This window comes from Hydrogenoanaerobacterium saccharovorans (assembly GCF_003814745.1).
GTDB lineage: Bacteria > Bacillota > Clostridia > Oscillospirales > Ruminococcaceae > Hydrogenoanaerobacterium > Hydrogenoanaerobacterium saccharovorans.
In genome coordinates this window covers 2,088,619-2,103,141 of record NZ_RKRD01000001.1, presented here as the reverse complement: position 1 = coordinate 2,103,141, position 14,523 = coordinate 2,088,619, and the positions used below count along the sequence as shown (strand labels likewise).

11 protein-coding genes and 1 pseudogene are annotated in these 14,523 nt (G+C 42.8%); 7 read left to right on the top strand and 5 right to left on the bottom strand.

All coding sequences use genetic code 11. The annotated features are described in order from the left end of the window. Positions 1-11: 11 nt before the first annotated feature. Positions 12-1,502: a glycerol kinase GlpK gene (glpK, locus tag EDD70_RS09775; RefSeq protein ID WP_092750602.1), complete on the bottom strand. Its 1,491-nt coding sequence runs from the start codon at positions 1,500-1,502 to the stop codon at positions 12-14. 639 nt (positions 1,503-2,141) lie between these two features. Between glpK and EDD70_RS09770 the strand changes: the two genes are divergently transcribed. From EDD70_RS09770 to EDD70_RS09755, 4 genes and pseudogenes are all read left to right on the top strand, one after another. Then, the gene (locus tag EDD70_RS09770; RefSeq protein ID WP_092750604.1) at positions 2,142-3,767 is read left to right on the top strand and encodes a recombinase family protein; all 1,626 of its coding nucleotides are present in this window, start codon (positions 2,142-2,144) and stop codon (positions 3,765-3,767) included. Positions 3,768-3,792: 25 nt separating this feature from the next. After that, positions 3,793-4,647: pseudogene (locus EDD70_RS09765) on the top strand (nucleoside recognition domain-containing protein); the annotation flags it as partial. Positions 4,648-4,726: 79 nt separating this feature from the next. Next, positions 4,727-5,050: a hypothetical protein gene (locus EDD70_RS09760; protein ID WP_092750608.1), complete on the top strand. Its 324-nt coding sequence runs from the start codon at positions 4,727-4,729 to the stop codon at positions 5,048-5,050. 55 nt (positions 5,051-5,105) lie between these two features. Continuing rightward, a complete protein-coding gene (locus tag EDD70_RS09755) occupies positions 5,106-6,659 on the top strand; it encodes an ABC-F family ATP-binding cassette domain-containing protein (protein ID WP_092750610.1) in 1,554 nt (517 codons plus the stop codon). A gap of 47 nt (positions 6,660-6,706) precedes the next feature. On the opposite strand, the gene EDD70_RS09750 is transcribed toward EDD70_RS09755, so the two are convergent. Then, the gene (locus tag EDD70_RS09750) at positions 6,707-7,987 is read right to left on the bottom strand and encodes a LysM peptidoglycan-binding domain-containing protein (RefSeq protein ID WP_092750612.1); all 1,281 of its coding nucleotides are present in this window, start codon (positions 7,985-7,987) and stop codon (positions 6,707-6,709) included. Between the two features lie 142 nt (positions 7,988-8,129). Here EDD70_RS09750 and EDD70_RS15220 point away from each other — a divergent pair, with 142 nt between their 5' ends. Together EDD70_RS15220 and EDD70_RS09745 are read left to right on the top strand one after the other, a co-directional pair. Continuing rightward, complete coding sequence (locus EDD70_RS15220) at positions 8,130-8,255, top strand: hypothetical protein (protein WP_278320578.1); 126 nt, start codon at positions 8,130-8,132, stop codon at positions 8,253-8,255. Positions 8,256-8,279: 24 nt separating this feature from the next. After that, entirely contained in the window at positions 8,280-9,851 is a 1,572-nt protein-coding gene (locus EDD70_RS09745; protein WP_092750614.1) for a recombinase family protein, read from the top strand. An 87-nt stretch (positions 9,852-9,938) separates the two neighbouring features. Here the strand turns inward: EDD70_RS09745 and EDD70_RS09740 are convergent, their stop codons facing one another. Genes EDD70_RS09740 through EDD70_RS09730 form a run of 3 tightly spaced genes read right to left on the bottom strand, consistent with a single transcriptional unit; the run spans position 9,939 to position 12,540 of the window. Further along, positions 9,939-10,946: an ABC transporter substrate-binding protein gene (locus EDD70_RS09740; protein WP_092750616.1), complete on the bottom strand. Its 1,008-nt coding sequence runs from the start codon at positions 10,944-10,946 to the stop codon at positions 9,939-9,941. A 30-nt stretch (positions 10,947-10,976) separates the two neighbouring features. Beyond that, the gene (locus tag EDD70_RS09735) at positions 10,977-11,783 is read right to left on the bottom strand and encodes an ABC transporter permease (protein WP_092750618.1); all 807 of its coding nucleotides are present in this window, start codon (positions 11,781-11,783) and stop codon (positions 10,977-10,979) included. After that, positions 11,776-12,540 (bottom strand): ABC transporter ATP-binding protein, encoded by a 765-nt coding sequence (locus EDD70_RS09730; RefSeq protein ID WP_423230110.1) that lies wholly within the window; start codon positions 12,538-12,540, stop codon positions 11,776-11,778. The genes EDD70_RS09735 and EDD70_RS09730 overlap by 8 nt, the downstream gene beginning before the upstream one ends. A gap of 321 nt (positions 12,541-12,861) precedes the next feature. Between EDD70_RS09730 and EDD70_RS09725 the strand changes: the two genes are divergently transcribed. Next, positions 12,862-14,487, top strand: a complete 1,626-nt coding sequence (locus EDD70_RS09725; protein ID WP_092750620.1) for a hypothetical protein — start codon at positions 12,862-12,864, stop codon at positions 14,485-14,487. Positions 14,488-14,523: the final 36 nt, after the last annotated feature.

Here is a 14,523-nt window from a genome sequence, read left to right as displayed (position 1 = left end):
AAATAAGCGTTCTATTTTGCCCAGCCAAACGAGTACTTTACAGCTTTTTGCCAGCCTGCAATTAATTCATCACGAACAGCCGCATCCAGACTGGGGGTAAAGGTGCGCGAAATCTGCCAGTTTTCCACAACATCCTCTTTGTTCTTCCAGTAGCCCACAGCCAAGCCGGCGAGGTAAGCCGCGCCCAGTGCTGTGGTTTCGATACAGATTGGCCGGTCAACAGGTGCGCCGATAATATCGGATTGGAACTGCATGAGGAAATTATTGGCACAGGCACCTCCGTCTACCTTTAACGATTTCAGTGTGATTCCCGAATCTTCTTGCATCGCTTTGAGTACATCGTTGGTTTGATAGGCGAGCGATTCGAGCGTTGCGCGAATAACATGGTACTTGTTGGCTCCTCTGGTCAGCCCTACAATGGTTCCGCGCGCATACTGGTCCCAGTGGGGGGCACCCAAACCTACAAATGCAGGTACAACGTAAACGCCGTTGGTATCCTTCACCTTGCTTGCCATGTACTCCGAATCAGGTGCTGTATCAATGAGTTTCATTTCGTCGCGCAGCCACTGGATTGCGGCACCGGCTACGAAAATCGAGCCCTCCAGTGCGTAATTTACTTTGCCGTCAATGCCCCAAGCAATGGTGGTGAGCAGCCCGTTTTTTGAATATACCGGAGTTTCACCTGTATTCATCAGCATAAAGCAGCCGGTACCATAGGTGTTTTTGGCAGTACCCTCGGTAAAGCAGGTTTGCCCAAACAAAGCAGCCTGTTGGTCGCCTGCAGCACCTGCAATGGGGATTGCACCGCCAAACAGCTCGGGGTCAGTCTCGCCGTAGATGCAGCTGGATGGTTTTGCCTCGGGGAGCATACACTTGGGAATGTTCATTTCCGCGAGAATTTCCTCGTCCCATTTCAGCTCTTTAATGTTAAACAGAAGTGTTCTGGATGCATTGGAATAATCGGTTACATGCACTCTGCCTTTTGTAAGCTTCCAAATCAGCCAGGTGTCCATAGTACCAAACAGCAGTTCGCCGTTTTCAGCCCTTTCGCGCACTCCCGGTACATTTTCCAAAATCCAGCGAACTTTGGTGCCCGAAAAATAAGCGTCAATCATTAGCCCTGTTTTTTCGCGGAAGCTATCAACCAACCCCTTTGCCTTTAGGCTGTCGCAATATTCGGCTGTACGCCTGCACTGCCATACAATGGCATGGTAAACCGGCTCGCCGGTTGTTTTGTCCCACACAACGGTGGTTTCGCGCTGGTTTGTAATACCGATTGCGGCAATATCCTTTGCCGTTGCGCCTGCTTTTTCCATGGCCTCATGTGCTACACCAATTTGCGTTGCCCAAATCTCGGTTGCATCATGTTCAACCCATCCCGTGTGCGGATAATACTGTGTAAACTCTTTTTGAGCCACACTCACCATATCCCCCTTTTCGTTGAACAAAATGCAGCGCGAACTGGTGGTTCCCTGATCCAGTGCCATGATATACTTACTCATTTTAAATACCTCCTTAATATTTGTATTTGACCCCCCGGACTTAACATCCTGCTAATGTATATGAGGACAACTCTTGAAATGATTACTTATTATTCATATAAAAAAGTATTATTGATAAAATATTTCTTATAAAATTTGTTGATTAGAGACAATTCTTTCACTATCCGTTGGTTTTCGAAAAGCTGATGTAGGAGCCAAAACAAATTAGAACCATTTATTTATGCTGTTTACCGGCTGATGAACAGGCTTTTGCATAACAAATCAAGTACAAACAATAAAAGCAGATGAAAGTATAAATCATCTGCTTTTTTATGGGATTATTTATAGGTGATGCCGAATATTTGCCCCCATGATAAATTTACATATTGTACAAGTATGATTTCATAAGATGAATCGACGGTTTCTGCCGTTTATAATACAAAGCAAGGCGGCGAAGTAGTGTTACAGTTTACAGAAGAAACAAAGGTAGATGCCAAAGGTGATAACTATACGGTAACCAGCATTTATCACGATGAAAGACCTATAAATGAGCTTTTAAAAGAGTATTTGCTTAGTACAGTAAATACTCAGTATCCCCCGAGGTTTCAACATTTTTAAGAGAATACCAATCTAATCTAACTGTACAAAGGGGAGAGTTTCTTGAAAAGCGGTACAACCCGTTATACGGCGGGGCTTTACCTGCGCCTTTCAAAAGATGATGACAGCTTAAAAGAAAGTGCAAGTATTGCAACCCAGCGCAAAATGCTGTACTCGTTTGCAAAAGAGCATGGGTACAACGTTTACGGCGAATATGTAGACGATGGATACAGCGGTACAAATTTTGACCGACCTGCCTTTCAGCGGATGATACGGGATGTGGAAGACGGCAAAATCAATATGGTTATTACCAAAGATTTATCTCGTTTGGGGCGAGACTATATTACAGCGGGGCAGTATACAGAGCTGTTTTTTCCATCGAAAAACATACGTTATATCGCTATCAACGATGGTTACGACAGTGCAAGCCCCTATAATGACATTGCGCCTTTTAAGCATGTCATCAATGAAATGTATGCAAGGGATACCTCAAAGAAGATACGTTCTGCCATTTTAACTAAAATGCAAGCGGGCAGTTTTATCGGAAACTTTGCCCCTTATGGATATCTAAAAGACCCCGAAGATAAAAACCACCTTATTATTGATGAAAACACTGCACCCGTTGTACAGCACATATTTAAAATGGCACAGTGTGGATGCCGCCCCATAGATATTGCCCGAGACCTTAACGCAAAAAACACACCAACTCCTGCTATGTATCGGTGCCAGACGCATCCTTATCTGGATGTGACCAATTACTCGAAACGCTTGGAATGGACTTCTGCTACCATCTGCAAAATGCTGCGCAATGTTGTTTATCTCGGGCATATGGCGCAGGGCAAGTCAGGTAAGATATCTTTTAAAAGCAAAGCTGTTATCGGTAAACCGCCCGAAGATTGGATTGTAATAGAAAATACCCATGAGCCGCTTGTTTCGCAAGAAACTTACAATTTGGTGCGGCAACGCACACAGTCGCGTACTTACCGCAGTACCGGCGATTTTCAGAATATGTTTTCAGGTATTGCTAAGTGTATGGATTGCGGGCGGAATATGTCTGCAACGGGAAGTATGAATCAAGGTACACCCTATCGGCTTGCTTGCGGGGGATATAAACTCTATGGAAAAAAAGAATGCACAAATCATTTTGTTGATTATCAAACACTTTACGATATTGTATTACAGCAGCTGCGTAAGCATATTTGTTTGGACGAAGGGGAACGTTTAGAATTAGTAGAACAGCTCACCGATGAAAAATCGGCACCCAAAGAAGTTCAAACAGATAAAAAAGTGATAGCTGCGTTGGAACGCCGCAAAAAAGAACTGGATGAAATCATTCGGCATCTTTACGAAGATAACCTGTCGGCAAAAATAAGTGATGAGCGATTTGAAAAAATGCTTGCTAATTATGAACAAGAACAGCAACAGGCAGATGAAAAAATAAACGAATTGCGAGCATGCCTCTTAAATAAGGATGAGCAGGAGGAACTAACGCAAAAAATATATAAGTATTTTTCACAACGGTTATATGAGTGCGAAAATATGAGCCAACTACCCCCGCAACTGCTGTACCACCTGATTGACCATATCGAAATAGGGCAGGGGTATTACGAAAAAACAGCGGCAGGGCGTATAAAGCATCAAGAAATTAAAATACACTATCGGTTCGGCATGCCATCGGCTCACGCATAGGTACAAAACAGCATTTTATTAACCAACCATGTGTATGGGGTTTGGCTGCAACGCTGCAGGCATTGTAGGGGCGCGAATCATCGATTCGCCGCGTGAGCGCCTCATTGCTATCATAACCAACAACTTTGTACCCTGTAACGGGCGGTTCCCAACACTGATTGCTATCATCACCATGTTTTTTGTTGGTACAGCGGGCACAGTGGGGCAGTCACTGCTGTCTACACTGCTGCTTACCTGTGTGATTGTATTGGGCGTAGTGATGACTTTTTTTATCTCTCATCTGCTCTCAAAAACAATTCTAAAGGGTGTACCGTCTTCGTTTACGCTCGAGCTGCCGCCTTACCGCCGCCCGCAAATCGGCAAAGTAATTGTACGCTCCATCTTCGACAGAACCTTGTTTGTACTGGGCAGAGCGGTTGCCGTAGCTGCGCCCGCCGGGCTTGTTATTTGGATTATGGCAAACGTCATGGTTGGGGATGCAAGCCTGCTTTCACACTGTGCCGGATTTTTGGACCCGTTTGCCCGCTTGCTTGGATTAGATGGAGTTATCTTAATGGCATTTATACTTGGTTTTCCCGCTAACGAAATTGTCATCCCCATTATCATTATGGCTTATATGGCAACGGGCAGCATACTGGAACTCGAAAGTTTGTCAGAGCTAAAAGCACTGCTGGTGAATAACGGATGGACTTGGCTTACAGCTGTTTGCACAATGCTGTTTTCGCTGATGCACTGGCCTTGTTCCACTACCTGCATTACAATAAAAAAAGAAACGCAAAGCCTAAAATGGACTGCGGTATCGTTTTTGGTGCCAACGATTACAGGAATGCTTATTTGTTTTGTATTTGCGGGTACAATGCGTTTATTAGGGGTTGCATAGCGTCTTTTGTGTCAAACAGCGCCGTTTTTACATAGGATAAAGCGGAAAGATATTAATATTTTGCAGGAGGAATTGTCTTATGGAAAACGGCAAAAACGCGGTGGAGTTCTTTTTAGGAGCAAACACACCGCAAGGCTTTGTTTCTAGATTCGACCAACTGGCAGATCCTGCCGACGGCTGGCGCCAATTCATTATTAAAGGCGGACCCGGTACCGGAAAAAGCGGACTGATGAAAAAGCTTGCAGCAGAGCTTTCACACTGCTGTAATCATTTGGAGCTGATACATTGTTCATCTGATGTTAATTCACTGGATGCGGTGATTGCGCGGGACATAAAAACTTCGATAGCGGATGGTACCGCGCCACATGAGAGGAGGGCGGATACACACAAAAGCATAGCGTGACAAAACCTCCTGTTTTCGATATAATAGAACCTACGATTTCATTTTGGAGGTTTCCATGAGCATATTAAATGTAGAAAATGTAACGCACGGTTTTGGTGCGAGAAGAATTTTAGAAGATGCGTCGTTCCGCCTGTTAAAAGGGGAACATGTGGGATTAGTGGGTGCAAACGGTGAGGGTAAATCCACATTTCTCAACATTATAACAGGCAAGCTGATGCCCGATGAGGGCAAAGTAAGCTGGTGCAATCATATCACCACCGGCTACCTCGACCAAAGCAGCACCCTTACCAAAGGCAAAACCATCCGCGATGTACTGCGGGAGGCTTTTGCGCATATGTACCAAATGGAGCAGGAAATGCTGGGCATGTACGAGAAAATGTCCGATTGTACCGATGAAGAAATGGCACAGTTGATGGAGGATGTAGGCGAGATACAGGATATGCTGGAACACAGCGGATTTTATGTGCTGGATTCGCGCATTGAAGAATACTCCAACGGTTTGGGATTGGGTGAAATTGGTTTGGATAGAGACGTGGGAGAACTCAGCGGCGGGCAGCGCACCAAAGTACTGCTTACAAAGTTATTGCTTGAAAACCCCATGATTTTAATATTGGACGAGCCTACCAACTTTTTGGATGAAAACCACATTACCTGGCTTAAAAACTTTTTACAAAACTACGAAAATGCTTTTATTCTGGTGTCACATGATATTCCTTTTCTCAATTCGGTTGTCAACGTGGTATATCATATAGAGGATGCAATATTAACGCGCTACAAAGGCAATTACGATGATTTTACAGCGATGTATGAACTGAAAAAACGCCAGCTGGAGCAGGCTTACGAAAAACAGCAAAAAGAAATTGCACATCTTGAAGATTTTATTGCCCGCAATAAAGCACGGGTAGCCACAACCAATATGGCAAAAAGCCGCCAAAAAAAATTAGATAAGATGGAAATTATAGAACTCGGCAGAGAAAAGCCAAAACCAATTTTTGCTTTTACGCCTGCCCGTTCAACCGGCAGAGTGGTTATAGAGACAAAAGACCTTGTACTTGGCTACGATGAGCCGCTTACCGCCCCCCTGAACCTGCTGCTTGAAAAAGGGCAGAAGGTTGCAATTAAAGGTGTTAACGGTTTGGGTAAATCTACTTTACTTAAAACGCTGCTTGGTATCCAACCACCTATATCGGGCACAGTAGAGCTTGACCCTTACGTAGAAACCGGCTATTTCGAGCAAGAACATGCAGCAGGTAGCCACACTGCACTAGATGAAATTTGGCGGGAGTACCCCGGTATGACCAATGCTCAGGTGCGCGGAGCACTCGCTAAATGCGGGCTGACCACCGAGCATATCGAGAGCCAGCTCAAGGTGCTAAGCGGTGGTGAAAACGCCAAGGTAAGGCTGTGTAAGCTGATGCTGCAAAGCATTAATCTGCTGGTACTTGATGAGCCGACCAATCACCTTGATACCGATGCCAAAGAGGCACTGAAAAGTGCTGTGGCAGATTTTAAGGGCACTGTTTTGCTCGTAAGCCATGAGCCGGAGTTTTATTCGGATATTGTATCGGATGTATGGAACTTAGATGAATGGACTACGAAAATTGTATGATTAAAAGCGGCAGAGAAATTTCTCTGCCGCTTTTGTACGGAATACCATTACAGAACCTTATTTACATTGTACATCGATTCCAGCACCTGCCAGTTTTGCGGGTAAAGAGTGTTGATATTCCAGTAGCTTACACCGCCGAGATTGTATTTATCCGCAAGGCTCAAACGTGCAGCTGTGCTGCGCACATCATCAAACCATACAACATGCTGTTTGCCGTTGCTGTCGTAGTAGGTAAAAAACGGCGCCTGCACGCGGGTATCGTACTGAATTTGGGCGCCTACACGTGAGGCAAGTTCAACAGCCTCCAAGATAGAGAGTGAGCGCGCTGCACTGCCTTGAACAAACGGCAATGTCCAGTCGTAACCATAGTTCGGCATGCCCATCAGTATCTTTTTACTCGGTATAACAGTAACCGCATATTTGAGCACGCGCTCCACCTGGTCGATGGGTGCTACCGCCATAGCAGGGCCGTATGTATAGCCCCATTCGTAGGTCATGAGAATGACGTGGTCTACAATTTTGCCGTGTGCGGCATAATCATGTGCCTCATACAGCAAACCTTGTTGTGTTTCGCTCAATTTTGGAGCAACGGCGGTGGATACCGTGTATCCAAGCTCATGCAGGCGGTTGGTTACTTTTAAAAGGAACTGATTGTAGGCTTCGCGGTCGTTGGCGTAGATGTATTCAAAATCAATATCCAGCCCATAGTACCCTTTTTCTTCAAGCACTTTTATAACATTTTCAAGCAGCACATCCTGTACTTTCTTGTCGTTGAGAATGGTATTTGCAATGTCACTGTTAAATCCCCCTGCCTCCTTAATGTTTGTAATTACCATTAGGGGGGCGACTTTTTTTTGCTTGGCAGCCGTAATAATCGGTTCATCCGGTATAGCAATCAAGCTGCCGTCGGGCTTTACCTGGTAGCTGAAAATACTGATATAAGTAAGATGAGGCAGGGTTGCTTCAAGTACGTCGCTGCCAATACCGGGTAAGGCATAGCCGTTTACATCAATACTCCCCAGCTTTTGCGATGGAAGGGGAATGATGAGAACCTGACCAAGACGAAGCTTTGAAGGGTCGGTAATAGCGGGGTTTGCCACTAAAATTCTCTGTATGGTTGTACCGTAGCTTTTGGCGATGGAATACAGCGTCTGCCCAAGTGTAACAACATGGCGAGCGCTTTCTGCGGGAATAATCAAAGACTGTCCAATCATCAGCCGCTGCACATTTTTCAACTGATTGTCATCAATAATCTGTTGAGGAGATACCCCAAACTGACGTGCAATCGAATAAACGCTGTCCCCTGGCTTTATTGAGTATAATACCAAAAAAATCACACCTTTGCACAGAATTAGTCCTTACAGTATATGAATTACAAAAAGCTTTTGTTACCTAAAATAAAGTACAACCCCCAAAACATAGAAATAGATTATATCAGCAGTTTTATTACTATTTTTGTGGGGGACTGTCATGAAACAAGCAAAATTGATTGTAAATGAAACCTTTCATTCCAAAGATGAAGAAGAAAAAAAAGCTTTGCTGCAAAAAAAGATAGAACGCTACCTTAAAAATAAGCTGAAAGCAGCTGAAAAATAATAAAGTTTTGGAGGAACTTGACGCATGCTTGCTGCAATTTATTGCCGTTTAAGCAAAGAGGATATGATACCCTTTGGACACGGAGAAAAAGTGCAGGAAAGCGAAAGTATACAAAACCAAAAATCGTTATTGACAGAATATGCAACCGAGCACGGGTGGAACATTTATGAAATTTACTGCGATGAAGATTATTCGGGTATCGACAGTGAACGCCCCGCTTTTTGCAGATTGCTTGAGGATGCCGAGCAGCGTAAGTTTGAGATTGTGCTTTGCAAAACACAATCTCGCTTCACCCGCGATATGGAACTGGTGGAGCGTTATATTCACAATCGGTTTGTGCTGTGGGGCATCCGTTTTATTGCCGTTGTCGATCATGTTGACACAGAGATAAAGGGTAATAAAAAAGCACGGCAAATCAACGGGCTGATTAACGAGTGGTACCTCGAAGATTTGTCGGAGAACATCAAAGCAGTTTTTCGCCATAAGCGCAGTACCGGGCAATACATCGGTGGTTTTCCCGTATATGGGTATCAAAAATCACAAAGTGACAAAAACAAGCTGGTTATTGATGAACAAGCAGCTGCTGTTGTGCGCAGGATTTTTGCTCTGTATCTTGCAGGAAACGGCAAGCAGCAGATTGCATCGTTGCTGAATGCAGAGGGGATCGCGAACCCTACCAAATACAAGCAGCAAAAAGGCTGGAACTATGTAAACGGTGCTCAGCGTAATCATTTAGGTTTATGGAACAAAACGTCGGTAGGGCGAATTCTCAAAAATCAAATGTATATCGGCGATTTGGTACAAGGTACACGCAAAAAAGTTAATTATAAATCGAAAGAACTGGTTGCTGTGCCCAAAGAAGATTGGGTGATTGTACCCAATACGCACGAAGCAATTATCGATCGTGAAGTGTTTGCATCGGTAGCCAAACTGCTTGGCGAACACACTAAAAGCAGTGGTAACGGAAAAACCCATTTGCTTGCAGGCAAGGTACGATGTATGGATTGCGGCAGCGCGATGCTGAAAGTTTCAAACAGTTCTGCCAATTATGCTCGGTGCTACTTGCGGTGCAAACTGTACGCTACCGACAAAAGCTGTTGCTCCAATCACTCTATACGGCTCGATCGGTTGGAGAAAGAGGTGAGCGACCGACTAAAAAAATACATACAGCTTTACTACACCCCTTGCTGGGGTAATTTGCTTTCAGATACAGATGGGGAGGAGAAACACATTGCAAGCCTGCAAAAACAGATTGCCTGCCTGCAAGCAGATGTACTGCGCCATGAAAAAGCATTGCAAGATTTATATCTTGATAAATCGGCAGGGGTAATTGAGGCAGAACAGTTTGCTCAGCTGAACCGTGCTTATCTAAAAGATTCTCAAAGGTTGAAAAGCCGGATTTTTGTGCTTGCCCAAGAATTAGACAAAACAAAAAGCAATACAGACAAAACTGCATTGCAGGGTAAGGTGCTGCAGTGGCTTGATTTTGATACTGCCCCGCGAGAACTGATTAACGTTTTTATTGAGAGCGTTGAAATCGGAAAACGAAATTTGCAGACAAACGAACAAAATATCCTCATTCATTGGCAGATTTGATAAAAGCAATTTTACCTTATAATACACCAACGGTAAAGATGCCATCTCTCTTAAAACAGAGATGGCATCTTTACCGTATTGCAAAGTTTATTTTGCGGCGGCAACAACCTTTTCTGCAAAGCTGTTGTTTACAATTTTATCGTGTGGGGCGGTTTTAGCAAGCTCACCTGCTTCGGTCATCACTTTTTGTAAAAGGTCAAACGACTCGGCAGTCAATACAGGGGTGCTGCTCCAAACCTCAATCTCTTTGTAGCGCTGTATAACGGTGGTAAGCAGTTTTATGTCGGTATCGGGGAAGGATGGCGCAACAACTTTTGCAATTTCTTCTGCACTGTGTTTTGCTACCCACTGTTGGCCTTTGTAAATTGCTCTGGTAAAGCGTTCGATTAAATCGGCATTTTTTTCGATGTAGCTTTTCTTTGCAAAATAAGCGGTGTAAGGCAGCTCTCCGCATTCTTTACCGATAGAAGATACTATGTATCCTTTTCCTTCGGCTTCCAGCATGGATGCTGTGGGTTCAAATAAAGTTACATAATCACCTGTACCGCTGGTAAATGCACCTGCCATCAGCGCAAATTGAATGCTGTTATCCAGTGTAACGTCTTTATAAGGGTCTAAGTTGTGTTTGCGTATTACATACTCCAAAGCCATATACGGCACACCGCCTTTGCGCCCTGGTATAACTACTTTTTCGCGCAGTTTATCCCATGTAAAGTTGGGGTCTGGTTCGCGGGCTACTAAAAAAGAACCATCACGCTGTGTTAATTGTGCAAACACTTGAGTGTAATCGTCTTTGCCCTCGTTGTAAACATAGATGGATGCTTCGGGCCCCGCAAAACCGATGTCGATGTTGTTGGACAAGACGGCAGACATCACCTTGTCGGCACCCTGACCGTTTGAAAGTTCAATTTCTATGCCTTCTTCTTCAAAAAAACCAAGATTAATTGCGGCATACTGCGGTGCGTAAAATATGGAATGGGTTACTTCGCATACGGTAACTTTTTCTTTTGCATTTTTTTTTGCACAGCCTGCAAACAAAGTGAGTACCATGACAACACTTAGTGCAGCAGCAATGAACTTTATGTGTTTTTTCATACTCGTTGCCCCTTTCAAAAATTGTTTTATTCAATGACCATACCATTTTAAGACGAATTTTTGCAGCAGTACGACAGCTTCGTACATCAGTGCCGCAACGATAGAAAGTATGATGACACTTGCCATCACAAGATCAAGTTTAAATACCTGCCCGCCGTAAACAATCAAATAACCCAGCCCCGCCTTTGATACCAAAAATTCACCTGCAATTACGCCGACCAAAGAAAGCCCAATGTTGATTTTAAGCGAATTAAATAAGGTTGAGATATTATAGGGGAACACTATTTTAGTGAAAATTTGGCGTTTTGTAGCACCAAACGTGGCTGCCATTTTCATGTATTCTTTATCGGTATTGTGAAAGCCGTTGAGCATTTCCAATACAGTAACAATAAGAGAAATAGCAAGAGCCATAAAAATAATTGCTTCGGTTCCCGCGCCTACAATAATTATGATTACAGGGCCGAGTGCGATTTTTGGCAGGCTGTTAAGAACCACCAAATACGGTTCGCTTACTTTGGATATAAAACTGCTCCACCATAGGATGACGGCGAGCAGCGTACCCAATAGAACACCCAGCACAAAGCCTACCAAGGTTTCGTATACCGTTACCCCAATATGCATCAGTAAATCGTTTTGTGCCATGCTGACGTATGTGTGCAATATACGCGACGGTTGGCTTAATATAAAGCTGTCGATGAAACCAAGTCTCGCTGAAATCTCCCAAACAGAGAGAAATAAAACCAATATACCAATTTGACATGTAGCAATCATTCTTTTACGCTGTTTTTTCTTTTTTAAGTATAGTAGTCGTTCTTGTGAAATTTGTAAATTACTCATTCATCCCCAGTTCTTTCCATATATGATCAAAATATTTGCCGAATTTTGGGCTGTTTCTGCAGGATAGTGGTGTTCTGTCTTTATCTTCAAAGTCAATCTCCAAAATTTCCTTTATAGTTGCCGGTCTGGCACTCAGAACCATGATTCGGTCGCCCATGCTGATACTTTCGGGAATATCGTGGGTAACCATAATGGTAGTAACTTGCTCCTGCTTTAATATGCGGTAAACATCATTGGTTACATTGAGTCTGGTCTGATAATCCAAAGCGGAAAAAGCTTCGTCTAAAAGCAAAATATCCGGGTTGATTGCCAGAGTTCGAATCAGCGCGACTCTCTGTCTCATTCCGCCGGACAACTGTGAGGGGTACTTATCTTTAAATTCGTATAAACCATATGTTTTTAAAAGATGAATTGCCCTCTGCACGTTTTCAGGGGTCATCCTATGCCTTATTTCCAATCCAAACATCACATTGTTGTAAATGGTGCGCCAATCCAAAAGATTATCCTTTTGCAGCATATAGCCGATGTGTGTAGATACGCCTGTTACCTTTTCGCCGTTTACAAAAACTTCGCCTGCTGTTGGCTTAAGCAACCCTGCAATGATAGACAGCAGAGTGGATTTTCCGCATCCGCTGGGGCCGACAATGCTCATAAATTCGCCTTTTTTCATAGAGAAGCTGATATTTTCCAGTGCTTTTATCTCTCCGTTTTGAGCCTGATATTTTTCTTCTATATCCTGTACTCTAAGTACGTCCAACAGTATCACCTCTTCGTTCGCTAATTCCTTTTTGCAATTTTTTCTATTCTTCTGCAATAGCAAAGGGGGCTAAATAACCGCGTCTTTTGATATGCAATGGCTGTTATTATAATTATAGTATGTTAGCCAGCTTTTGTTGGTGAGAGCGCCAAAAGAGCTTTCACCCATAATATATGTTACTTTACACTTGATTGCTTATAGTAAAGCAAACCTTTTGGTAACAACCATATAAAAACTGCTCGTTCATTTGATGAGCAGTTTTTTTGTTAAGGCATAAAATATAACGGATACTAGTATCCGTTACGAACAGGAGGTACGAAAATGATTGATGATTATGATGCACTAATGAAGGCTAGAGGTTACACTAAAGACCCAAGATCCGGCCCGAATGTTAGAGTTTATTATATTAAATCCACTGGTAGCCCTCAATACGAGATGGGGGCAGCAAATTCCAATTCTATGCAAATGGTGAATAACGAGAATATTGAAAATTACCCTTGCTGTTACAATACAAAAAAACAATATGATATAGACACCGAAAAAATTATATCGCCGCAATATGGGCAAGTGCCGGTACAAAATATTATTTCTTCCGGTAGCCCTTATAAAGTTGAAAAACAAACTGAAACCCAAAAGACGGTTGTGAAAGTAAACCCGTATACAGAAAAAGAAAAGAGTATCCCAGAAGAAAATGTGGATACAGAAATTACCGATGCAAAAGAATTCTTCGGCAAAATGGATATTTACCCGCGCCCTGATATTTTCAATGAGAATTTTTTCGATTCGGTTTCAACGATGGAAGATCAAAACAATATAACTGAAGAAGTTTCTGCAGCTGAAAAACAAGCTGAAAATGAGAATGCAGTTAATCAAACAAAACTTGGTACAGAAAAAGAAAAGAGTATCGCGCAAAAAAATATAGATACAGATATTACCGATGCAGAAGAATTCTTCAGCAAAAAGGATATCTATCCGCGCCCTGATATTTTCAATGAGAATTTTTTCGAACCGGTTTCAACAATGGAAGATCAAAACAATATAACTGAAGAAGTTTCTGCAGCTGAAAAACAAGCTGAAAATGAGAATGCAGTTAATCAAACAAAACTTGGTACAGAAAAAGAAAAGAGTATCGCGCAAAAAAATGTGGATACAGATATTACCGATGCGGAAGAATTCTTCAGCAAAAAGGATATCTATCCGCACCCTGAAAATTTCAATAACGATCCGCTTCCAACGATGGAAGATCAAAACAATAATAAAAGTAAAAAACTTTCAGATATTTCTGCCCGCCAAGAAACAGATTCGAACAGTACCATTAATGCTGCTGTTCCCAAGCAGGAAAAAATAGTTGCACCCACAGAAGCTATTAAAAGTGAAGAAAAACAGAATATCCCGATGATTAAGAATTTTGAAGATACTACCAAGCCGAACAATTTTAAACCCGAATATAGCAAAGAACTTACTGAGCCTTTGTGCCCTTCAACAGGTGAGCTGATTATAAACGGTACGATGGAGAACTTCTCAAAGAATGTCCCTATCGGATGGACTACAACAACGCCGTTTGCAGTATCAATACAAAAAAGCCAGGGGAGAGTGCATTCGGGTTACGCCTCTGTTAATTTAGCAAATGATGCCGCTTTGGTACAGGTAATACAGGATGTAAAAAGCGGATGCTTTTATGAATTATCGTTTTTTGTTCATGGAGAAGGATCACATGTAGGCTTTGAGGTATTTGTAATTTTTGAAACAGATATCGGAGATTTTTTGGGTGGGTATCTCGCTGTGAGAAAACAGGATATGGTAGATAACAGCCGAAACTTTGCCTATCATAAATTAATTACAAGCATTACACCCAACAATATCAAACAGGTTAGAGTACAATTTGTTGTTTCAGCAAATGAAGGTCAATCAATGGATTTGGATGATGTAACGTTTAGGGTGCTTTGATGCAATGAATAAAAGAGCTGCTCATTTTTGAGCGGC